Below are 24,172 nucleotides of genomic sequence, written 5' to 3'. Positions count from 1 at the left end.
CTAGGTCGATAAACCTAAGATAAGAAACTTAAGTGGCATTTTGTGGAACACCCTTTACTGCAATGCCATTAATTAGCAATGTCGTTAATTAGACATATCGCAGCAAAGGGATTCAGTCTCGAATTACTTCAGGATTCGGGCGCGGAATTGACGACCCTTCATTTTACCTGATTCGATTTTGTTCAGTGCTTTTTTAGCCACAGATCTTTCTACCGCTACGTAAGCACGCATTGCAAACAGATTGATCTTACCTACTGATTTACCATCAATGCCGCCTTGGCCCGTCAGTGCGCCAAGAATATCACCAGCACGAAGCTTAGCTTTCTTACCGCCATCAATTTGGATGGTAACCATGTTTGAGTAGTACGGCTTAGCAATTGGTTTTGCTGGCAGTTCAGATGGCTCGATTGGCATGTCCATGTACTCATCAATTTGAGCAACACGGTACATCTCTTTTTCACTAAAAAAGCTGATCGCTACGCCTTTGCTTCCTGCACGGCCAGTACGACCAATACGGTGTACGTGAACTTCAGGGTCGCGAGACAATTCAAAGTTGAACACAGCATCTAGGTTATCAACATCAAGACCGCGAGCCGCAACGTCTGTCGCCACTAGAATCGAGATGGTTTTGTTTGAGAACTGAACCAAAGCTTGGTCACGTTCACGCTGTTCCATGTCACCATGAAGTTCGATAACACTGAAACCGCGGTGGCTTAGCTCATCGTTTACGTTCTGCACTTCTTTCTTAGTGTTACAGAACACAACCGCAGACTCCGGTTGGTGATGCAACAACAGCAGCTCTAGAGCGTCATCACGAGCTTCAGAACCTTCTAACTTGTAGAAGTGTTGTTGGATGCTTGAGTGATCGTGTGTTGATTCAACCTTCACCATTTCTGGATTGCGCATAATGCGGTCTGCAACAGATTTGATCTGTTTAGGGAAAGTCGCACTGAATAGCAGAGTTTGGCGTTCTTTTGGCGCCGCTTCAATCACAGCATCCAAAGCGTCTTGGAAACCCATCTCTAGCATGCGATCCGCTTCATCTAACACAAGTGTGTTCAGCTCAGACAAGTCAATGCGGCCTTTCTCTAGGTGATCAAGAATACGACCAGGTGTGCCTACAAGAATGTGTGCGCCATGCTCTAGTGAACCAATCTGTGGGCCCATTGGCATACCGCCACATAGTGTCAGCACTTTAATGTTGTGAATACCACGAGCAAGAGTACGAATCTCTTTTGCTACTTGGTCTGCAAGCTCACGAGTCGGACATAACACTAAAGACTGAACACGGAAACGCTTAACGCGTAGGTTCTGCAGCACGCCTAAACCGAAAGCAGCTGTTTTACCTGAACCCGTTTTACCCTGACCGATAACGTCCTTGCCATTTAGGATAGTAGGAAGACTTAACGCTTGGATAGGCGTCATTTCAGTATAACCAAGAGAATCTAACGTGTTTAGAAGCTCTGGTTTAAGGGCGATTGAAGAGAATTTTGAAGTGCTCAATGGAAATATCCAACTGGTGAAAAACAGAGTGCATTATGAGTGTTTTTGAAAATTATTCCACCTTAATCACAGTTTTGGAGAAACATGTTAGGCGAACACAAAAAAGCCAGCTTTGTTAGCTGGCTTTAACTTCTATACGAATTGCTTTCTATGGCACACCGTGACCTTTAGATGCCACCCATACGCGATACCACTGTTCGCGCGTCAGCTCGATTTTCAGTGCATCAACGGCCGTCTTCACACGCTCAATCTTACCAGAACCAATAATTGCAATTGGACTAGATGGTAAACGACGAACCCAAGCGTAAATCACTTGATCAATGCTGTCTGCACCGACTTCTTGACGAATCGCCTCTAGCTCATCACGAACGCGAACCGCTTGCGCTGAATCACCACTGAAGATGCTACCACCACCGAGACAAGACCACGCCATCGGGCGAATGCGGTTCATCTGCAGTTGATCTAGCGTGCCATCATGAGCCACTTCAAAGTTCAATGGGTTGATTTCAACTTGGTTAGTCACTAACGGCTTACCGAGTCGAGATTGAAGCAGTTCGAACTGACGCGGTGAAAAGTTAGAAACACCGAAGTGCTTAACTTTACCTACTTTGTGTAGCTCTGCGAACGCTTCTGCTACTTCATCGGCATCCATTAACACGTCAGGGCGGTGAATCAACAATACATCGATATCGTTAACACCTAAGTGCTCTAATGAGTTATTTACTGATTGGTAAATATGCTGCGCGCTGGTGTCATAGTGATTGATCTTACGATCTGGAGTGTGGTCACCACATAGGTTGATATCGCACTTGGTGACGATTTGAATATCATCACGAAGGCTTGGTTCAAGCGCTAACGCCTCACCAAACAACTTTTCACATTGGTAGTTACCGTAAATATCCGCGTGATCAACAGTTGTGATGCCAAGATCAATATGTTGCTTCAGGAAAGTCAGGCGTTGTTGCGGGGTCATGCCCCACTCTGCTGTACGCCAGTATCCTTGCACCAGCTCAGAAAGTTCTGGGCCTTGTGGCGCTATCGTTACTCTTGCAACCATGGGTTGTCTCCTTTATCAATACTGAACGTATCCTAAGCTCGTTTTACCGAAGGCTCAACGTATAACAAATGGCAAAGCTAAACGCTTATTAAAAATGTGAGAGCCGCAGAAAAACGAACACTTAAATGAATTATAACTTGCTGTCTGCCCGCGAGCCGTTCTCCTGAAAGGCTTGTTTAACCTAATAAATAACGAAACTATCTATAAATTTGAGCAATTAAAAACGATTAAGTTCAACCATTAAGTTGTCACCATCACTCTGTAACTGAATCCAAGGAGAGGTAGAAGATAAGCTAGGCACATTCCATACACTCAGTTGCTCTGCTGAACCGTGAGGCGCGTTGATGAATTCGACCAGCTGTTTATCCACCTTATCGAAACCAACACCTTCATTTCGAGCTTGTTCGAGTTGAGCTGTAACATCGAATTCATCTTCACCAATACGAATTGAACTGAGAGCAAAGCCATCTTGGCGAAGGTATGCCTGAAGCTTTGTGTAACTTAGGTCCGAATATGGCAGGTTTAAGCGAACTGTTTCAACGCTTGAGTCGCCCAGTTCCAGTTCAACATACACATCCAGATCGTAATATTGGGTTAAGTCACTGCATAACAGCGTATCTTCGATCTCACCACAATCCATCAACTCGATGTCGTTAATATAGTTTTGAGAATTCGGCTGACTTGGGCTGCTGTTAAATACTGTTCTTAGCCACCAGCTTTCGGTTGCTTGCGCTGAAAATGAAATAGCAACGAGGGACAACATTAGAGGCAAGATTAGAACTTGAAAGATTTTCATCGACTGGGCTTATTTAGCGCTATATGAAGTGTCCATTATACGTGACCAATCGACAAACAACCGCTCGAGTCGCAAATTTTAGGCGAAAAAAAACGGGCATACATGCCCGCTAGATAATTTCATCACCGAATAACGTAATCCGTCACGTTGAGAACCATTACGAAAGAGAGAATATCACTCTCCCACAACAGTTACAACATGACATACCCATTACTTGTAGCCACCTTCAATAGCAGGCTCTTCAAGCGACAATCTGACTTTGTTACGTTGAATAGCTTCTGGCGGCAAGCTGATGAAGCCGTATTGGTTCAAAACGACTTGATGATCTTGTGACAAGGTAAGCCCAACAAAGAACTCCTCTTGTTCCGTAAAGCCTTTGCGATGCGCTGGAATATTCAAGTACATGTAATAAACCGTTGCTAACGGGTAACGACCAGAGAGGATCGTTTCTTTGTTTAGGTCGTAGTTCACACCTAGGTTATCAACCACGCTCAACCATTTCACATCAGAGATCTGATCTGAGTAAACGGTGTAACCAATGGCGGCATCTTCGTCTTCAATCTTATTAATCAGATCAGGTAAATCCGCTAAGAACTGAGTATGGGCATATTCTCCTTCTGTTCCACATTCGACCCAACTTGAAAAGGTAGTATGGCCTTTCAGGTTGTGATCAATGGCAAAGGGCAACATATGAGTATCTAGGCTTTCACCGTTACGAATATCACTACTTGCTGACCATTTTGGATGTTTAGGATCGTTAGAACAACCAAACACATCAATTAATTCAGCGACGGTGATTGATGTCGCAGGGTTATTTTCATTGACTAGAATCGCAATCACGTCAGCGGTAAACATCAGCTCTGTTGGCCTATAACCGTAACGCATATCAAACCTTGCCATCTCTTTGTCAGTCCACTTTTTGGAAGTGATACCAACACGCGAGCGCTGCATGATCATCTGTTCTGGGACGCTGTCACTCAACAAGATTTCTAAGTCGATCTCTTGGCTCTTAAGCAGATCTTCTACAAGCCCCTGCATATTCGGCTCAATCGCGACCAAACCAATGTCACTGGCATCATTCGCAAATGTCGATACAGAGAACAACGCAGGTACAGCAGCAAGCAGCAAGCCCGATTTATTAGCTAGACATTTCATTACTGGCCTCCTACTGGATCAATCGACGTTTTAGACTCAACATCGCTATTACTATCGAGCTGCATTTCTGAAGTGAAGATGTTCCAAGATGGGTTCACTTCCATGCTTTCTGTTTTAATCACCGCGATCGTTCTACGCTTACGCTTGTGAAGATGCTGAGTTAAGCTGGTTATCTGAGTAAACTCTTGTTCAAAGATTCGCTCACCATTGATGCCTCTATCAATCAATGCGTCTCGAATCACGCCCGTTCTTTTCTTGGCCAATGCTTTGTTATACACGTTTGTACCTTCAGCACTGGTATCTCCGACCAAGGTAACCGAAGCATCAGGCTGCTCTCCTAGTAAACGCACCAACTCATTTAATACAGCGGTATGATCAGGTTTAAGGTCATACTTATCAAAATCAAATGCCACACTTAATACTTCAACGTCTTCGACAATTTTCCAATTGGCACACCCTTTAATGTCTACCGTTACACCTTCTGGCGTATCGGCACATAGATCTCGCTGGTTAATCACACCATCTCGGTCATTATCCGCTAAGTCATCAATTTGGTGGCGTGTCATTGTCGTATCAGGCGTTTCTGCACATCCCATTAGCAAGATAGAGCTAAGTAGCGCTAGTTTAAAATATCTCATTACTTATTCTCCCCTTGCCACTCTTCTGGATGTTCAATCCTCAACGCATACGTCAACATACCCATCGCATTTAACACTCGATAAGCCGCTAACGTTTGATCATATTCAGTGCTGATGAAGTTTCTTCGAGCCAAAAACACTTCTACTTTTGCATCCAGTACATCAAGAAGGCTTCGTCTGCCAACATTGAATTGCTGGATATAGCCAAGCTCTGCAATTTTCGCTGCATCAACATTCTGTTGAAGTAAGGATTTTTGCTGCTCAAGCATTTTGTAAGCGTTCCAAGCCAGTTGTGTACCTTCTCGAACCTCACGCTCTGTTCGTAATCGGATCGCCCTTGCCTCTTCCACTCGCCAAGCTGACGATTCAACCCTGGAGTCGGTAGAGAAGCCATTAAACAGGTCATAATCCATCGTCAACATGATACGTGCATCTTCATCGACACCGCCTGGCGGGTTAGATACGTTGTCATTCTTATTGGCATGAAGCTCAAGTTTTAGTTCTGGGTAGTAATCCCCTTTCTCGCGGCGCATCTCTTTACGAGCCGCGTCGATATCAAGCAAAGAGGCTTTGATTTCAGGGTGATTCTCGACAGCCTGTTCAAGCGCGACCTGTGCTGAACTTGGTAACAAAGCATAATCAAAACGTGGATAAACCAAGTTCACAGCAGGCTTGCCGACTAAACGTAGGTACTGAGTTTGTAAATCAAACAGGTTGTTTTGAGCAGCGATTAGTGAAGATTGCGCCGTCGCAACACGGGCGGAGATTTGAGCCAGATCCGAGTTGCTACTCAAGCCTTTGCTCTTTTTATCTTGGATATCTTGATAGATCTCTTGGTGCTCTTTTACATTACGCTTAGACAGTTCAAGTAGCGTCTCTGCCTTGAGGATATCGAGGTAATTTCTCACCACATCTAACGATACGTTTTCAGCTCGCGAAATCAGAGTTAGACGCTCAGCTTCCGCTTCGAACGTCAGTCGATCGACATTCGAGGTCGTTTTAAAACCATCGAATAGTAACTGGGATACTTTAACGCCAATTTCCGTTCTCGTTAGGCCTCTATCATCGCTATCGAGTTTGCTGCCACTGTTGTAGCGTGTCTCTTCATAGCCTGCTGCCGCGTACAAGTTCACTTGTGGCATATACAAACCACTCGCAGCGTCTCCGTCTCTGACCACCGATTGGTATCGGGAGTATTGCGCCAATATCTCTGGGCTATAGTCGATGGCAAAGGCCACGGACTCTTCTAATGAAGCTGCTTGAGACAGCCCACTCATTAGCAAGCAAGAAGAGAGTAAGAATTTTGAATGCATTACACTTCCTTTTATATTTATGCTTTAACCCACTTCATCGTTCACGAAGTGAGTTTTCCTTAGCTCGTAAAATAGGTTTTAACCAATAACTCAATACTGTTTTCTCTCCGGTTAATATATCGACCGCGACTTGCATCCCTGGGATAATGCTAAAGGCAGAGTTTTGTTGCTGGTCTTCGTTTAACTGAATATGGGCACGATAATAGGCGTTTCCGTCTTCCGTTTGTAAGGCGTCGGCACTCACGTAAATCACCTCGCCTTTAAGTCCGCCATAAATGACGAAATCGTAGGCCGTGAATTTCACTGTTGCACCTAACCCGTTATGAACAAACGCAATATCTTGCGGAGAGATTCTCGCTTCAACAATCAGGTCACTGTTTGATGGAATGATCTCAATGATCGGCTCGCCGGGACGAACTACACCACCAATGGTACGCACAAAGATCTCTTTGACTGTGCCATCAACGGGCGCGACAATTTCAGTACGCTTGAGTTGGTCGGCAATCGCCTGCTGGCTTTCGTTCAGCTGCGCTATCTTGCTCGCCACTTCATTCAACTGGCCTTGCACTTTGGTACGAAAATCTAAAGCGATACTTCGATGATCCGCTATCGACTCTGAGTAGGCAGCTATCTGCTTCTGCGCTGCTACTTTTGAGCTAGCAATATCACCTTTGAGTTTGACTACATCACGGTTGAGTTTAAGTAGCTCAACTTCCGCAACAGCACCGCTCGCTACCACGTCTTTCAGCATGTTGCGCTCACGAATCACAATCTCGAGGCTGCTTTCAAGAGTCTGGATATTGTTAAACGTATCGACACGAGCTTGGTCTTGTTGCTCGATACGAAGTGCCGCCTCTTCCAGTTCAGACTTCAACTGTCCTAAACGTTCTCGGTAGTTCGCCTTGGCATTCATTAACGCAGGGTGGCTTGATACATCAACCGCAATATCTTGAGGCACCAAGACCACTCGCTCATACCACTCTTTCGCATCGTTATTTAAAACGACCGTCGACAGCTCAGCCTTTAATCTTAATTGCTGAGCAAGCAAGGTATCCGCTTGTTGAGCCGACTCTAAAAACGCCGCCTTAAAACGTGTGTCTTCTAACTTAGCTAGAGGTTGCCCCTTCACTACAGATTGGCCTTGTCGCACCATGATCTCTTGAACCAGTCCACCTTCTAAGCTCTGAATGGTTTGCACCGAAAGACTTGGAACGACTTTACCTTCACCGATCACGACTTCTTCTAATGTTGCCCACGTAGCCCAACCGATAATTGATACAATGAGTAGAGCACTCAACCAAATCAGCTTTCGAGAGCGGAATGCTAAGTGGTTGTTGGTCCATTGAATATCATTACTCATGACGACCTCCCTTCACCACAGATACCGTCTTAAACCGGCTCGTACCTTTAGGTACACTTTTCTTCTGTAAAGAGAGAATTTCTTTAGGTTCACCTTCTGCCACGATTTGACCTTTATCCAATACAATCACTCGATCACACATCATCAAGAATGAAGACTTATGGGAGCTGATTAGCATTGAGGTTTCTCTCGGCATACTTTGCAGCGCATTGAAGAATTGAATCTCAGCTTGACTATCTAATGCACTGGTTGGCTCATCCATAATCAACAACTTTGGACAACGATACAGAGCTCTCGCGATGGCAACGGCTTGACGCTGACCACCAGAAAGTAACCGACCACCCTCACCGACAGGTGTTTCAAGGCCATTGCTTAGGCGCCCCATGTAACCATTCAAACCCGACTGTTGAAGAGCTTGTCTTAGCTTTTCTTCATCAACGTTGGTCGCACCAAGCGTAACGTTGTCGTAAACACTGCCAAAAATAAGATTAGTGGTTTGCCCTACCCAACCCATGCCACTACGCAGAACGCTGGTTGGCCATAATTGCCCATCGATTTCTTGATAGAAAGCTTGTCCTGTTGTTGGCAAATACTGGCGCGCAACAATCGATAGTAGAGTTGTTTTACCCGCGCCTGCCGCACCGACAAGACCAACTCGCTCACCCGGTTTGATCTCTAGGGAAATCTCCTTTAATGCAGGGCTTTGAGTCTCTGGATAAGTAAACGTCACTTCATCTAACCTAACCCCACCATCAAAGTCTCCTTTGTCGATAACTTGGTGTTTGGACTCTTCCTGAGGTAGCTCCATAATCTGATTCAGCCCTTCAACGGCCGAACGTGTTTGCTGGAACCTCAGCAATAGAAGAGAAAGCTGGTTCACCGAACTTGCAGCGCGCCCACTCAACATCACAACGGCTATCAAACCACCCATACTCAGCAAGCCTTCAGAGATCTGATACACGCCGAAGATGATCAGAGTGATGGTAACGATCTGCTGACTGGACTGAATAGAGTGCGTCACGATATTGGAGTAATGACGAGATTGAGTCTGCCATTGAGAAAGCGACGAAATCGTCTGTTCCCAACGTTTCTGAGTGATTCCCTCAGCATTATTTTGCTTGATATCCGGAAGGGTTGTTAAGCAATCAAACAGCTGTGCTTGTCTTTGTGTCGAGAGACGTGCGGTTTCATCGAATGTTTTCTCAACTTTGCCTTTCATCGCAATGCTCAGCACGATCAAGACCAACATGATCGCGACAGGGATGAACATCATCGCGCCACCAAGCCAGCCGATAAGCAGTAGGAATAACAAAGTGAATGGCAGATCGACTAAAGTGACTAACGAGATAGAAGTGAAGAAATCTTTCACGCTATCGAAGTCTTGAAGCTGTCTGGCAAATGCGCCTACCGACTGAGGTCGATTTTCCAGCTTCATACCAAGGACTTTAGAGAACAGTTGAGAAGACAACTTGTTATCAATATAGCGCCCAGCCATGTCAGTCACAGAGCTTCGTGAGCTTCTCAACACCCAATCAAAAATAACGACAATACCAACGCCTGCCGCCAACACCCAAAGCGTGTTAAACGCTTGGTTTGGTACAACACGGTCGTACACATTCATGGTAAAAAGAGGAACTACTAGCGCAAGCACGTTGATCAAGAACGAAGCGATAAACAGATCGCGATACCAAGGCTTCACTTCTTTGACCACCCGCCACAACCAACGGGTGTTGGATTTACTGTCATTGCGCTCATGTGCCTGAACACGGGCGTCATCAAGCGCTTGAGCACCCACTTGCCAAACAAATGCATCCACTTTAATGACTAAGTCTTTAAGGAGAATTTGTTGGCTTAAGTTGGATTCACAATTCAATACTTGAAAGTCGCCAACGGAGCTTTGGGTTACGACAAGAGGAGACCCTGTCGCGGACTCAACAGCAACAACAGGGAACTGACATTGATTCAATAATTCTTTTTTAACGTGGCTCAGCGTTAACCCCGATTTCTCAATCGCTCTTGGAAAAAGGGATTCATTGAGCCTGCCTTCATTTAAAGGTAGGCCAGACACTATTTTGGAAGGGTGACTGCGAACATTAAAATGCTCACACAACCACTCAACACAAGCTAGCCAGCTGTCTTTTTGTTCTACCAATCTAAACTTCCTTTTATAGACTGTACATCTAACTTACAGCGTTAAATTATTGTCTTCTATCATTTTTTGTAAAATTTGTGCTTCTAATGCACTGCTACTGTCACCTTGATACAGATCGTCGTACGTGACATCAGCTAGCAAGATGTTTTGTTGAACGTCTTCGTCACCATTAGGTTTAATAGAAATGGTCACACCTTCACCAGATTCTTCTAAATCTAGATATTGTGTTGCCCCTAGCCCTGTATTAAGCCCTAGGCTTCCCAAAATACCCGAGAGGTCAATTGCATCAGTGTCTGGAGACGCATCAAAATCTTGAATCACATCGTAGCTTGGTGCTTCTGCACTCCCTAAGCCTGAAGATGCGAACACAAAATTGTCAGAGCCTGTACCGCCAATCAACAGATCGTTATCATCTGTCGCGGTAATCGTAGAATCCCCTTCAGCGACAAACTCAATCGATACGGTTTGGGGTAACCCGACCGCTTGGTTATTGCCTATCTCTGCAGACGGCTCTATCGTTAGGTCAAATTGATCACCACTGTTGTAGCCCCCGGTAATCGCTAGGTTAGGCACATCTGCCAAGTCCACCACATATTGACCATAGACCATAGAGCCGTGTGAGAACGTCAAACCTGCGGGAATATCATGAATTGTAATGAAGCCCACTTCTGAATCAGCAGGGTTTACAAGAGAAAGGTCTAAACCAAGAGGAATCGTGCCACTTGCTTCTGCCACGATCGAAGAATATTCAACGCTCAATAACGGTGCATCAGGCTCTGGTGTGATAATAAGCGTCATGTCTTGCGAGCTCGGGTCACCCGTGTCGACCACTAACTCACCGAGTACCGTATTTTGATCAACCGTTCGGCCGGTAATCGTAATATCGAGGTTACCAAACGCATCGCCTGCAAAGAATTCGAGCTCATCAACAGAACTTGCTTTAACGAGGATCGTCGCCTGTATGATGCCACCAACACTGGTGAAAGAACTGGTTTCTGATCCAATTCGAATTCGGTCTAACCCAACTAACCCTGATGGGTCCGAAGTTCCATTCACTGTTACCGTAATTGCTAAAAACTCATCACTGTTAGTTTCAAAGCTATTGGCATCAAGAGGAATCACGATGCCATCATCTTCACTTCCAGTGAGCTGTTCAGGTAAATCGAAGAACTCAACTTTGTCACCTATAGGGTTAACACCTACAGTGAATTCAGATTGTGTATAACGGATATCCGTCGTACCAATTTCTTGAGTAATCGCCTCTAGAGACAGATTAATGTCACCACTAAAGTCTCTTGGTGGCAGAATGACTAGATTAGATAACTGACTTGGATCTAACTGCCACTCATAGGTAGGGTTTCCATCGAAGGTACCGCCATCAGCACCATTGTTTGGAACCAACTCATAGTTGTCTCCGATTTTAATCGCGACAACTGCGCCTTCAGGAACTCCCTTCAACGAAAGCGACATGTTTTCAGAACCATCTTGGTCAATCAGCTCTGCGCTAAGTGATGACAATGAAATGTAGTTATCCTCGTCGCCGACTATATCCTCTGTCACCAAGTTCGCCGCATCAGCGACTGGCTCAACGGTGATCGTGACTACGGTCGTTTTATCTTGCGTATCCGTTTCTGTCACGCAATCCGCTTCATCGGTAATATTTGCTGTCACAGTGAGGGTAATTTCACCACTGTAATGCTCAGGTGGCGTAACTAACACATCACTCAAACGGCTAGGGGCTGTGACCGTCCAAGTCCCATCGCCATTATCAACTAACAACCCGGTGTCAGTTGGAGTTTCAGACAAGGTCGCTCCATTCGAAATGCTCACCGTTAGAGAGTTAACGGTTTCTTTACCGGTAGCGCTATTGCCTTCACCAGTGATTAATTGTCCATCTTCAACGCTATCACCAAGAACCAGTTCAAGGTTAAGGTCTGTCGCGATGTCTTCTTGAATGGTTGTGGAGTCGGCTTCAACCGTAATGTCATCGACCACAGGCAGAACTTGGATACTAATGGTTTGGGCCGTCGTCACCGTATCACCGCTACATGGTGAGGTCTCAATTGTCTCTATGGTGAAATCAATACACCCTGCAAAATCTTCATCCAAGCCCGTTAACGTTAGTTTCGAAAGTCCATCTGCAGTGATTGAATAACCGACGATCTCACCAGAAGCATCGTATTCAGCAATCACACCATCACCGGAGATCTCAACGCCTTCAGGAAGTGAATCGGCAGGAATATAGAAAGAGATTTCATTGTCTGGATCACTGCCAACATCGGTGTTTAGCAAGCCAGTGAGATCAATATCTTCCCCTTCAGGTGTTTTAATTTCGCCATCGGGTTGAATCGGGCTTGGTGGGCCAACAGGGTCACAAGAACCGCCACCGCCGTCATGACCAGTAATTTGCAGCGGGAAAGTCGCATCAATATATCTCGCATCATCACCATCAATCACACGAGCACGAACCACAATATCCAGTACCGGAGTATCACTTGGGCTGGAAATCGTCGCATTATCTAAAATGTACGCTGCGAGTTCTTGGAAAGAGTCACTCGTTAACCCATCCGCAGATATGATCCAATTCCCAGAGCTATCTTGAGCGGCACCATTAGGGTGCTCAACAATCAACGAATAGCCGTCGGGAATCTCGATCAAAATATAATCGAGGTACTCTGACCCATCGATATCCGCGTCGACGAACGTCACGGCGTTAGAGATATCAACAGGCGAGCCGTCTGTACTCTGTAACAGCTCTGTAGAGCCTTCTAATCGAGTATCTACCTCGACACGAGCATCTACAGTCACGCTAATAGAACCAGTAATATCTTTAATATCCGTTGCACCAGTTGGAGAGGTATCCGTGACTTCATAGGTGATAGGAATTGAGAATGTTCCGCTTAAATCTTCTGTCGCTGTAACAGAAAGCCTGCCGCTGCTTAGAAGATCCGAAAGCGTTGGCGTTGTTGAGTCCAGTAGAGTATCCAAATCTAAGCCTGAAGCTGGGACCTGAATAACACTCCCATCAAAATAAAGAGTGAGATCTGCAGGTAGGCTATCAATGACATATCCCGTCAAGGATTCGCTGCCATCAATATCCTGATTCACTGAAGGTTCAAGGTTCAGGCCGATTTGACTGTCTTCGATGCCTTGAGTACTGACCACTTGACCGTCTTCTTGATCAACGACCGGCGCTAGCTCTACTTTAAGTGTCATAGGAAACTCGCCCGAATCACCATCGGGCTCAGTTGAGATAGCAATAACGGTGAGTTCTAATTCACCACTAAAATCAAGAACTGGCTTGAGATACAGATCATCCAGTTGAGCGTTAGAAACTTGGAATACGGGCCCTGTCACATCATCAACATACGCAATCGTCAGCGAGACTGGTTCACCCAACGCATCCACCAGCAAAGTGCCTTCAGGAATGTTAGTAAGCAGTATGTTGATCTCTTCTGAAACATCGTCATCCGTCGTTTGTATGAGGAAGTCGAGCTGTATTAACCCATCTTCATTCAAGACCGATTGGTTGCTGATGACTTTACTGTCACTGTCGTATTGCCAATGACCATTACCACCGTCTACCGCGATAGGTTCATCCACAACACCTTTCAAAAAGATATTGATGGTTTTTGTATCACTTGACGCTTGCCCATTGATAGGAATAAGTGAATCGATCGTCGACTCAGTCGCTATTGCTGTTACGTCTATTGACAGATCTTCAGTAAAGGAACTGATGTCTTCTTTAGGCTGAATATAAGCAACACCATTGGCGATAGCTTCGGCAGTGACTGAATAGGAGTTATTGCCTATCTTTGCGGTACCATCACCTTCAACAGACCAGCCATCTTGAACTTGAATAATATAACTTAACGATTCAGAACCATCGGTGTCCGCCAAAGCGCCTTCAATAACGTCTTTGAGGTAAATAGCTTCATCCTCTAGTCCCTTGTAGTCTTTAACAGACACATGAGGAGTATCAGCATCAGGTGAAATATCGACAGTAACGGTATGTACAATACTTGCCGTTTTATCATCTGGGTCAGCGAATGAATTGCCAGACTCTGTTGCAACCGCAGTAATCTCAAACTCAAAGCGACCCGCTAGGTTGTCGTCAGCCCTGATTTCCATTTTATCAATCTGAGCCTGTGTGTAAGATTTCCCTTCTTTGACTGCGTTGCCATTTAACGTCAAATTCAAGCCGTCAGGAATCCCACTAATCTGGTAGCTCAATGTTTCTGACGTATCTTGATCCACCAGCTGAGCTGTTATGTCCAAACTGACTGGGTCTGAGTCATCTTCTACTGAATGATAGGAGAATACGGAAGCCGACCAATCCGGTGCATCAGCCACCGGTAAAACAGACACTGCAACATCAGTCGTCAGTTCTTTAGGATCCGTATCAGTGCTAATGATTGCGTTGATCGCTAGGATAACCGTTGAGGTGGTATTGGATTCATGAAGCGCGGGACGATAAGTCAACTGTCCATTAGGCCCAGTGAACTGACTATCAATCGCTGCCAATTGACTTCCAGACAAGGTGACCTTGCCGTCTACAACTTGAAGCAACACCCCATCAAGGTACAAGCTACCACCGTTTAGCGATGCTTCTGAGAACTCGATAGCAGTAACGGTTTCGCTTTGGTCGACATCGCCGGTTGCCACACTTACAACGATAATCGCGTCATTGTCTTCTGTGGTTTCAGAATCTTCATAACGAATAAAACCTTCGTTATCATCCAGAATAAGCTCAGCAGTACTGGTAACTTTATCACCGTCCGCATCTCGCACCAGATAATCGATGTCATCGACGATCTTAGGATCTGCAGGGTTTGTTGATACATTGGGATTTGTAGTCAGCTGGTAGCTACCATCTGAAGAAAGCGTAAACTGACCGTAAGTAGACCCACCATCATAATCATTAATTAGATTAATCGTGATAGGAGTGCCTGCGTTATCAAAGGTATAGGTAGTACCGCGATAGTCAAAACTTACAATGGTTGCGCCATCGGCACCTGCGAATTTTTCTGTTAGAAATTGTCCATTAAGGTCATCACCCTCAACCATTTCAATTGCCCCTGAACGCGCAACTGGGACAGCATCTGTTACGTTGACAGAATAAATTGCCGGATCAGAGCTATCGCCGTCCGCATCGTTGACCACCAATTCAAAATTGAGGGCTAGATTATTCTCTCCATCAGCATTGGCGTGATCGAGAGGTGCATAAAGGTCGAACTCTGTTGTCCCGTCAGTATTAAAACGAATCCTAAATATATTGTTTCCATCAGAATCTTGACCGTAATACCAACCATCAGAATCGACAGCTTGCAGTGAAATGTCTTTCCCTGCACTCGAATATGAAAGTGCATCAAACGCAGCGGTGTCGACCGTCACAGAGACAACATCATCGGAACCTTCGATGATTCCTAACGAAGGGCTAGAATCTTCAACACCAACCTGTTCGCTGTCTCCAAGCAGACCGTCTTCATCAACAGAAATGCTTCCGATAACAGTAATTTTAGGGTTTGCACCATCGTAAATCTTAATATCAGATTCTTGTGTATCTCGTGAACCGTCTGAATCGATTGTGACGATTGAGGCTGGAATCGACAGCTCTGTGTCCTTCACACCGGTTCCGTGGTCTATTGACTGGTACAAATCAATCTCAACCGTGACATTCGTGGAACCATTGGCTTCTAAGCTAAAATCTTCAGGAAGTCTCACTTGGAAAACAGCATCGCCATTCGACAATACCGCATCAAACGTTCCATCCCCATTATCTCGCCAAGACAATGCTTCACCATTACGTGTCACCGCCTCACCGTCACTATCAAGAACGGCTTGGCCAGTTGTCACATCTAACCCCAAGAACACGAGTGGATCGTTGCCCGCACTCACGGCTAAGCTTGCACTCGCTGTTGTTCCAACACCAGACGGGGTTGTATCAGCAACAGGGTTTTCACTCAACTCGACCATGCCAGAGCCAATCGTAGGCTCCCCACCATCCGTAATCGAGACGTTCAAGGTTAATTGAGTTTCATCGTTGTCATCATCTTTTGCTGTGATGACAAAAGGAATTTGGTCGGTTCCATTCGTTTGGTCGAGGCCCTTGAATAGTTCAAAGGTGTAAGTGACATCAGTATCGGTCTCACCTGACAGAGAGGTAAAGCTCAAGGTGAACGCTTTATTTTCAGCACTTTCAGAGCCAACATAACCAGTAAGTTCATTTCCGTCTGCAGAGACCACATAGATGATCTGTACACCCCCACTAAACAACTGCGGCTGATCTCCAACATCAAAAAATACAGACTCAACAAAGTCACTTCCGACGTTGAGATTGAAAGTGCCAGTATCTGAAACACTGCCGTGAATAAGATCTGATTCGTCCACAGCAGCATTGCTAGTTGAAGTTAATATTGGGTCGGCTCCATCCTGGATGATCCAGTCGAATTGCCCTTGTTTTAAAGAAGTGCCATCTAAATCCGTTCCATCAATAATAAGTGGCAGGGTGATGGAGTCGTTGCTGAACAGGTGGTTGATAGGCTGTTCTAACACTAATGTGACATCTGCTAGAACATCGATACCACTAGCGACTGCACTCAACGTTAGCGTGAATATCGTTTCACCATTTGCTTGTGCGGTAATCGTTTTACCATCATTCGCTAACGTGTAGGTTAGAGGAAAGTTCTCATCTCCGGTCGTCAAGCCCAAGGCGTCTAACTGCACCGGAGTATTAGCATTAAATACAATAGAAGCGGGATCTGGATTATCTGATCCAGCGGAAACGGTAAACTGGCCGACTACAGTTTGAATTCCATCAGACACATCACCTTCAGAGCTGGTCGTTGTCCCATCAACAACTAGCCCTGCATCACCATCAAAAATATCAATGACCGCAGTGCCGTTTCCGAAATCATTACTGATGTCGCCAGCAACATAGTTGAAGGTGATGTTCTGATCAACTGTGTGGTCCAAATTCCTGTTGGCGACGAACGTCCAGTGGCCATTCGCAAATACGGTCAAGGTGCCTTCGCTAGTAGCAAATGAAACCGGAGAGCCACCAACAATCGTCTTGGTCGTACCATCAACTTCAACACTTTTTATCGTAAGTTGAGTATCCAAATCGATGTCGTTATTCAACACGTTCCCTGACGCAATCTCACCCTCGATCATTTGATAAGACTCATCAAAAACCAGAGGTTCAGAATCTTTGATGACAATAGGTAAACGTCCTATCACTAACTCCGTTGTACCATCAGCATCGGTTTGCAAACCTTCGATGAGCAGAGCCGTCAGAATTGAATCTAACCCAGATTCCTGATCAATCGCCTTATAAAAATTGATATTTACGTTGCTGCCGGAAATTGACGCATCGAATACTTTTTGCCCATCGCTTCGTGTGCCAATTAGGCTTTGTTTATCAGCCGATACAGCAACGGTTATCGATAGGGTTTGAGAAGTTAGTGACTCTGCGATGCTTTGATCATCGCTAAAAGAGAAGTCCGCATAATCGATGCGAATATCAGAGGTCTGAGTTTGATTTCCAAAAATCCCGACAACAGTTTCTGAGAACACAACCGACTCGGGCAGTATAATGCTTGGCATATCATCGATAGCTTGATTGCCTACCGTATTGAAAACTTTGGCATCAACCGTCCATTCTGACGCCAAGTTTAGGGACGAGACATCTATATTTTCAACAACCCAATTACCTGATGCATCAACAACACCCTCAAACACAAGAGTCTGAGAGCCATCATTAACTTCAATATAAACAGGAAGACCTTCGGCAACATTGGTTGTGCCTTGCATGGTTGTAAGTTGGCCGCCACGAAATGCCAAAATACTAAAACCGTCTAGCGTATCAATGTCTATAACAGGCGAAACAGTATCAATAACAATTTGCCCTGCGCTATTTATTGCAGAAGCAGGGTTACCGGCAACGTCAACAGTGTCAGCCTCAATTTGAATGCCACCATCGGAAAAGCTGGTTAGATCCACGCCTTCAACTGACCAAGCACCATCAATCACAGTTGCCGTCAGAACAATGACATTCGTTGTGCTGTCAGAAATACGAATATTGACCGTTTGGCCATCTTCTACGTTCTGTACCGTACCAAAGAATTTAGCCGACTGAATTTCGAAGCTATTGAGGACACCGTCGCCACCATCATCAACCGCAGCGGTGATGTCCGCTAGCGTATCTTTCACGATCGTGTCGGTCGCTGTTGTAGGGTTTCCAGCAATATCGATAGTATTGGCAACAACGGTTAGCTCACCTTCTGCAAAGCTTGAGTAGTCTTGAAGAGTCAGAGTCCAAGTTCCGCCGGATACTTCCGTTGTGTATTCTTGTATCGTTCCTTGGCTATCGGTAATTGAAATGTTGATGGTTTGCCCATCTTCTACATTGGCAATCGTACCAACTAGCACCCCATTCGATATTTCAAATTGATTGTAAAACTCATCACCAAAGCCATCGAAGTCAACCTCAATGTTGGCTAATGTGTCTTTGATTGTGGAATCGTTAGCTGCAATGCTATTGCCAAAATCATCAGCAATGACAGCATCGACTTGAAGATCCCCCTCCTCCAATGAAGAGAGGTCGACGCCATTGACGACATACGTTTCATCGCTTGTGATGGCTGTGGTGGTTACTGTGTTTCCGTTAACATCGGTGATGGTCAGAACAACGGTACGCCCGTCTCGAACATCCACTGCCGTGCCCGTAATCGTGACACTTGGTACTTCAAACTGATTTTCGTAACCGTCTCCACCATCCAAAATATCAACGGTTAATAGTGCACTAGGTAACAGAATATCAAGGTTACCCTCATTCGAGGTTGTATCTTCGTCGGCATATTCTGCAGGACGCGTATCAAAACCCGCCTCAGCGAGCGTTTCATCTAAGGTGGAACGAACATAAGCAATAAAAGAGGCGCTGGAACTAGGTTGATCATTTACTGAGTTAGGCTGTTGAGGTGCGCTTTCAATGTTGTTGACGAGTTCGGTGACCACCTTTTCCAACTGTTGTTCAACTGCGGCGATTTGTGGTTCGGTTAGGGGCTGAGCCTCTTGTAAATTCTGAGGTTCAATGCTGACGACTTGCACGCCTTCAACTTTTGGCTGCGTAGCAGGTAATTGAAGCCAAGTCCCATCAGGGAATACTTGCCACACAACACCACCAACTTCGATATATAAAATAGGATCCATCCTAAACCTCTTCCTTACAAAAACGCTGACCTTGAGAACATCAATTTACTCAATAAAAAGCCGGAGAAATCAGCACACTCTCTTTAGTTAATACTAGCAAACAACAAACCATTAACAGTTAATTATCACTAATACGCTGTAAAGTAAACCGATAGGCTGTGACTGCATTCAGTTATATCTATCGTCACAAAATACATTCAATGAATGTGTAATAATGTTGAAATTACTGGTTAAATTTCAAGGAATGTCATGACTGCAACGAACTATCTCAACCAATTGAATCAAGAGTATCTTGCGACTCATAAAGCGAAAGAAGACTTCTTTTGGGATACATATATGGGTATCAGTGACGACCACGATGGTTCGACACTCGCACAGACTCAGTGGACGGAATTTCTAAGCTCTGCCGAACAGATTACTGCTATCGAAACGCAACTCGCTGCTATTGATGAAATTCAAGATCCTCTCGAAAAAGAGAGTACGCTGACAGGCTTGAATGGTTGGTTGGCGACCTTTAGATCTCACGCTATTGAGTCTGAGCAGTCACAGAAGCTTAAATCCGATCTCATAAAGTTTGAGGCTGAACTGTTTGAGAAAAAACAGAATCATGTAATGACTTACGTAAATGAAACAGGTGATGAAACAGAAGGATCGCTGCCCGTTTTAGGTTCAGCCGTTAGAAGTAATGGTAATGAACAAGTTAGGCTTTCTGCACATCAAGCATTATTAGATTTAGAGCAATGGCTGCTGGCTAACGGCTTTATTGAGCTGATCAAAAAACGTAACCAATTTGCTCAATCACTGGGGTTTAAAACCTTCTTTGATTACTCGGTGGTAAAAACCGAACAGATGACGACAGAACAACTGTTTACGATTCTGGATGACTTCGAAGCACGCACGCGTGATAGCCATCAGCAAAGCCTAGCCAATTTGGCAGAGCAGAAAGGCGAGAATGCACTTCAAGCCCATAACTTTACCTACTCTTTTGCAGGTGACGTTATGAATGATCTTGACCCGTATGTTCCGTTCTCAAAATCATTAAGACGCTGGATAGAGTCTTTTGGTCGCCTCAACATTGAATACTCTCAAGCGACATTGAAACTCGATTTACTTGATCGCAAAGGAAAATACCCTAATGGCTTCTGCCATGGCCCTATCCCTTCTTTCTATGACCAAGATGCTTGGGTTGCGGCCCAAGTTAATTTCACTAGCAACGCTAAGCCCGATCAAATAGGCAGTGGCTATGATGGGATTAACACACTATTTCACGAAGGTGGTCACGCGGCGCATTTTGCTAATGTAAAAATGAACGCCCCTTGTTTCTCTCAAGAGTTTGCGCCGACTTCGATGGCTTATGCTGAAACACAATCCATGTTCTGCGACAGCTTGTTAAATGACGCTGACTGGCTAAAACAGTACGCTCTAAATGCGGACGGGCAACCTGTGCCAGATGATCTAATTAAAGCCATCATCGACAATAAACAGCCCTTCCGAGCTTACCAAGAACGCAGCATTCTTGTGGTTCCATATTTCGAGCGAGCCCTGTACGAATTAGCTGATGAAGACCTCACGCCTGAAAAAATCACGGCACTTGCTCGTAGCAGTGAAAAGGCAATTCTTGGATTGTCTTGCAGCCCTCGTCCACTGATGGCGATCCCTCACTTATTGTCTGATGAAGCATCTTGCTCATACCAAGGTTATCTATTGGCTCATATGGCGGTGTATCAAACACGAGCTTATTTCACCGACAAGTTTGGTTACTTAACAGATAACCCAGAGATCGGGCCTTTGTTGGCGAAACACTATTGGCATAAAGGCAATAGCGTGAACCATAACGGTACAATCGAAAGCCTGACTGGGGAAGGTTTTAATGCCAAATATCTCGCTGACGAGTGTAACTTATCGCCAGAGGAGGCTTGGGCGATTGAGGAGCAAAAAATCAAACAGCTGTCGACAAGAGAACGTGCACCAGTCGCGGATTTGAATGCGAAGGTATCGATCGTTGATGGAGCAACTGAATTAGCGAATAATACAAAGTCGAATGACCAAATGTGTGATGATTTTGAGCACTTTATTATTGAGCAATACGGTCGATAGATTGAGTTTTAATGCTAATGAAAAAGGCAAAAATGAGTAGTGACATAACTCATTTTTGCCCCAAAAACGTTTAGAGTAGATGATCTTCACTAAAGACGCGCACTCAGGTAGCTCAAAATTTTCTAATCCATGTTCTGGGAACTTGTACGGAAAGTTTTGGTATTTTCTTCATGAAATCTATCTTCAATTCACGCAACAAACGGATACTGGTTGAGTTTCATAATAAATTGAAGCAACATACACGGAATGCAAACACAGAAAAATGCCACCTATAAAGTGTTATTCCTCAAGGAACAAGATGCACATTCCTGATTATTTGATAAGTCGAGAAAGTGAGCTTGAATCACTTTCTAAAGAAGAGTTGTTTCGCATATATGTGTTTAGGCGAAGAGTGGAAAGCTTCGTAAACGCAATGAAGCGTTATTACGTTGGAGCCATCGCACAACATGCAATATCAGACGATCCAGAAGTAAAAAAAGCAACGTTTGAAGCCAATACTCCAGATCTAGACCATATTCAAAACCTTGCACTTAAATTCCGATTTTTCTATGCCGAAAAAGAGCCAACAAAGCTTGAATCGGTTATTAGCGTTTTGAGAAAACGAGCCAAAGATGAGTGGGCATGCAATTACCTTGATTTAGTGCGCAAGCAGTACAATGGACTGATGAACAGTTGTTATATGAGTGACTCAATGGGGCACCCTGTAAGCAACCGAGAAATAATTAATCTTTGGTTTAATTCTGACTTTTTTCATTCAGACGTTGATAAGCGTAAAAAGTTGAGCGTTATTAATCAGTCGATTTCAGAGCAGGTGTCTTTGTTTCAGCTCTATACAGCTATTACTGGTGTTTCGACGCAGTTAAAATCAGTGTATGCGGTTGCTCATAAAATTAGTTCGGACACTAATACGATTTGTACACCTAATCACCACTTTAGGCGTAAGTCACAGGAAAAAGCATAAAAAACATCAAGGTGAACGCGTTACGCTGGTTGTTTTTGTATGGGTTCTGCGTGCTTGGTGAGCCATCGAGGCGCACCTGATGTTCTGCGTTATAAGCTAAGGGGGAATTGTGCAAGTAGTTATAATTTCATTGGTATCTATCTTGTTGTTTCAAGGTGTCCTTTTAATTTTATCAGCTATCTCGACAGTTTTTCTTGAATTAAACTCAGGTTTTTTAACATGGATCGATGTAGCATCAAAAGCCGCAACAGTTGCTGTGTTTCTTTGGGCTGTTCATACCTTTATTTCTCAGAAAAAAGATAAGGAAAAAGAAGAAAAGTACACTCGTTTAAAAGACCTCAGTTATAGGCTAATAGATTATGTTGGGCGGTCAGATTTCACTGTAACCAAGAATTCAGCAAGTATTTTAATCGCATATTTAGATGCAATCATAACTGAGGCTAGTCAGGGAGATGTTGCGACTGAGCATCTAAAAGAAAAAAAGTTAGCTCTTGATGTAACCTACGAGACATTGAAGCGAACAAGTCTTAATGAAGCATTGGGACTTGATGGTTCTCAAGATTACTTTGAAATTATTGAGGCGCTAGAAGCTCTCTATTCAAGTAGTGATAAGTTATCCAACTTTGATTCTGAAATGATGTCATTTATCGAACAAAGGAGGCGTCGGTCTACCAACATGGTGATAAGTATGCCTTCTAACAGTTTGCAGCTATGGCAAATACTTAAAATTCTTTCTCTAGTTTTAGAACAAGAAGAAGATGAGTTAGAAGAAGAGCTTATGAGTAAGCCGAAAGGCATTGGTAGTCGTCACTACCAGTTACCAGTTCTTTATGCAATTTACTACGTGTACAGTAACGGTACATTACATATAGCTAGTGATGATAATTTTACTTTTACAACATCTGGAATGCTAATGGCGTGCGAACGTGAAAATTGCTTATAACAAGACTATGGCACTGCTTGCCTCACCCAGAGTAATCCATAAATAGCTAAATTAGAAGAGTCACTGACACGTCTTTGTCCAATAGTTACTTAGGACAAACCAACATACTACAATAGGAAATTTTTCCGGCTTAGTTATTCGTTATCTTCACTCAATGCAAATTTGATCTCGTCAGAAGAGAACCCCTTTCGACTTAGCATCGCGTAAGCCTTAGAGCGTTCTTTATGATCGTTTAGGTCATAAGGCTTCTTCTGCAACTGTTCTAAACAAGAAGAATAGAAATCTAGCTGCTCTTCATTAATCAATCGGTCGATGAGCGATGACAGCTCACTTGTGTCGATTTGTCGTTGTCTAAGTTCTTGCTGAATGGCGGTCAGGCCCTTGCCTTTACGAGCATACTTGAGCACCTCTTTTTCCAAATCGGCTTTCTCGGCCTTAATTTGAATGTTACTTTTCAGTTGATGCGCTTGTGGGTGCTGGTCAATCGCTACCTTAACTTGTTGATAGCTAAAGCCACGCTTTTGCAGTGTCGCAACCAGCTTTTCACGGCTCATGGTAAAGCTTGAATAGTAGTGGTTGATTCGGTCTATCAAGATGGTTTGTTCATCAATAGACTTTTCGAACGACACTTTATGGATTGCATCAGAAATCACTGAATCGGTCAGCCCCTTCTTCTTCAGTTTTTCGACAATGTATCGAGAACCGAATTCACCAGAGAAAGCTTGTTCCACGAATTGTTCTGCAAACACTTGGTCAGACTTGAGATACCCGAAGCCTTTCAATGTCCCTAGAGTTTCATCGATCCATTCTTGATTGTCGGTTTTCACTTTGAGCTTCGCCACTAACTCGCTTTCCGTCATGTCTCTCTGAGTTAAATGCCACATCGCAGAGTTCATAACACTTTCAATTCGCGTCGCTTTTCTTACCGTTGTATTTCTAGTATTCGTTTTTTGCTGTGAATCGTCCATTCGATTTCAACTTTCCAGA

The 24,172-nt window shown here is 44.4% G+C and carries 13 protein-coding genes; 3 read left to right on the top strand and 10 right to left on the bottom strand.

The genetic code is table 11. The annotated features are described in order from the left end of the window. Nucleotides 1-123: 123 nt before the first annotated feature. The 9 genes from dbpA to AB4512_RS05325 all read right to left on the bottom strand — a co-directional run bounded on the left by dbpA (nt 124) and on the right by AB4512_RS05325 (nt 19,184). Nucleotides 124-1,503 carry an ATP-dependent RNA helicase DbpA gene (gene dbpA / locus AB4512_RS05365; RefSeq protein ID WP_017064348.1) on the bottom strand — a complete coding sequence of 460 codons (1,380 nt, stop codon included), beginning with the start codon at nt 1,501-1,503 and terminating at the stop codon, nt 124-126. Between the two features lie 148 nt (nt 1,504-1,651). After that, the gene (locus tag AB4512_RS05360) at nt 1,652-2,560 is read right to left on the bottom strand and encodes an aldo/keto reductase family oxidoreductase (RefSeq protein ID WP_017064347.1); all 909 of its coding nucleotides are present in this window, start codon (nt 2,558-2,560) and stop codon (nt 1,652-1,654) included. Between the two features lie 217 nt (nt 2,561-2,777). Continuing rightward, the gene (locus AB4512_RS05355; protein ID WP_102393311.1) at nt 2,778-3,356 is read right to left on the bottom strand and encodes a hypothetical protein; all 579 of its coding nucleotides are present in this window, start codon (nt 3,354-3,356) and stop codon (nt 2,778-2,780) included. A gap of 210 nt (nt 3,357-3,566) precedes the next feature. Beyond that, nucleotides 3,567-4,511, bottom strand: a complete 945-nt coding sequence (locus AB4512_RS05350; RefSeq protein WP_372174578.1) for a PstS family phosphate ABC transporter substrate-binding protein — start codon at nt 4,509-4,511, stop codon at nt 3,567-3,569. Next, entirely contained in the window at nt 4,511-5,149 is a 639-nt protein-coding gene (locus AB4512_RS05345; protein WP_017059473.1) for an OmpA family protein, read from the bottom strand. Before AB4512_RS05345 ends, AB4512_RS05350 begins: the two co-directional genes overlap by 1 nt. Further along, nucleotides 5,149-6,462 carry a TolC family outer membrane protein gene (locus tag AB4512_RS05340; protein WP_102321358.1) on the bottom strand — a complete coding sequence of 438 codons (1,314 nt, stop codon included), beginning with the start codon at nt 6,460-6,462 and terminating at the stop codon, nt 5,149-5,151. Before AB4512_RS05340 ends, AB4512_RS05345 begins: the two co-directional genes overlap by 1 nt. 34 nt (nt 6,463-6,496) lie before the next feature. Beyond that, on the bottom strand, nt 6,497-7,822 hold the full coding sequence (locus tag AB4512_RS05335) for an HlyD family type I secretion periplasmic adaptor subunit (protein WP_017059471.1): 1,326 nt from the start codon (nt 7,820-7,822) through the stop codon (nt 6,497-6,499). Continuing rightward, nucleotides 7,815-9,974 (bottom strand): type I secretion system permease/ATPase, encoded by a 2,160-nt coding sequence (locus tag AB4512_RS05330; RefSeq protein WP_372129696.1) that lies wholly within the window; start codon nt 9,972-9,974, stop codon nt 7,815-7,817. Before AB4512_RS05330 ends, AB4512_RS05335 begins: the two co-directional genes overlap by 8 nt. A gap of 33 nt (nt 9,975-10,007) precedes the next feature. Continuing rightward, entirely contained in the window at nt 10,008-19,184 is a 9,177-nt protein-coding gene (locus AB4512_RS05325; protein ID WP_372174576.1) for an RTX toxin, read from the bottom strand. 249 nt (nt 19,185-19,433) lie between these two features. On the opposite strand from AB4512_RS05325, the gene AB4512_RS05320 reads away from it, so the two are divergent. The 3 genes from AB4512_RS05320 (at nt 19,434) to AB4512_RS05310 (ending at nt 23,185) form a co-directional block, all read left to right on the top strand. Further along, nucleotides 19,434-21,281, top strand: a complete 1,848-nt coding sequence (locus AB4512_RS05320; RefSeq protein WP_372174575.1) for a M3 family metallopeptidase — start codon at nt 19,434-19,436, stop codon at nt 21,279-21,281. 298 nt (nt 21,282-21,579) lie between these two features. Next, nucleotides 21,580-22,242, top strand: a complete 663-nt coding sequence (locus AB4512_RS05315; RefSeq protein ID WP_372174573.1) for a hypothetical protein — start codon at nt 21,580-21,582, stop codon at nt 22,240-22,242. A gap of 109 nt (nt 22,243-22,351) precedes the next feature. Continuing rightward, a complete protein-coding gene (locus AB4512_RS05310; RefSeq protein WP_372174572.1) occupies nt 22,352-23,185 on the top strand; it encodes a hypothetical protein in 834 nt (277 codons plus the stop codon). A gap of 134 nt (nt 23,186-23,319) precedes the next feature. On the opposite strand, the gene AB4512_RS05305 is transcribed toward AB4512_RS05310, so the two are convergent. Beyond that, nucleotides 23,320-24,153, bottom strand: coding sequence for a RecX family transcriptional regulator (locus AB4512_RS05305; protein ID WP_371724962.1), 834 nt, complete (start codon nt 24,151-24,153; stop codon nt 23,320-23,322). Between the last annotated feature and the right edge of the window lie 19 nt (nt 24,154-24,172).

The organism is Vibrio sp. 10N.222.52.B7 (assembly GCF_041474275.1).
Lineage (GTDB): Bacteria > Pseudomonadota > Gammaproteobacteria > Enterobacterales > Vibrionaceae > Vibrio > Vibrio crassostreae_C.
The sequence above is the reverse complement of the archived record's forward strand: the minus strand, read 5'-3'. Positions and strand labels throughout refer to the sequence as shown.

Excerpts from the sequence above, each read along its gene's own strand:
- AB4512_RS05320 (WP_372174575.1), top strand. The coding sequence starts at position 19,434 with ATGACTGCAACGAACTATCTCAACCAATTGAATCAAGAGTATCTTGCG.
- AB4512_RS05345 (WP_017059473.1), bottom strand. The coding sequence starts at position 5,149 with ATGAGATATTTTAAACTAGCGCTACTTAGCTCTATCTTGCTAATGGGA.
- AB4512_RS05340 (WP_102321358.1), bottom strand. The coding sequence starts at position 6,462 with ATGCATTCAAAATTCTTACTCTCTTCTTGCTTGCTAATGAGTGGGCTG.
- AB4512_RS05350 (WP_372174578.1), bottom strand. The coding sequence starts at position 4,511 with ATGAAATGTCTAGCTAATAAATCGGGCTTGCTGCTTGCTGCTGTACCT.
- AB4512_RS05335 (WP_017059471.1), bottom strand. The coding sequence starts at position 7,822 with ATGAGTAATGATATTCAATGGACCAACAACCACTTAGCATTCCGCTCT.
- AB4512_RS05305 (WP_371724962.1), bottom strand. The coding sequence starts at position 24,153 with ATGGACGATTCACAGCAAAAAACGAATACTAGAAATACAACGGTAAGA.
- AB4512_RS05360 (WP_017064347.1), bottom strand. The coding sequence starts at position 2,560 with ATGGTTGCAAGAGTAACGATAGCGCCACAAGGCCCAGAACTTTCTGAG.
- AB4512_RS05315 (WP_372174573.1), top strand. The coding sequence starts at position 21,580 with ATGCACATTCCTGATTATTTGATAAGTCGAGAAAGTGAGCTTGAATCA.
- AB4512_RS05325 (WP_372174576.1), bottom strand. The coding sequence starts at position 19,184 with ATGGATCCTATTTTATATATCGAAGTTGGTGGTGTTGTGTGGCAAGTA.
- AB4512_RS05355 (WP_102393311.1), bottom strand. The coding sequence starts at position 3,356 with ATGAAAATCTTTCAAGTTCTAATCTTGCCTCTAATGTTGTCCCTCGTT.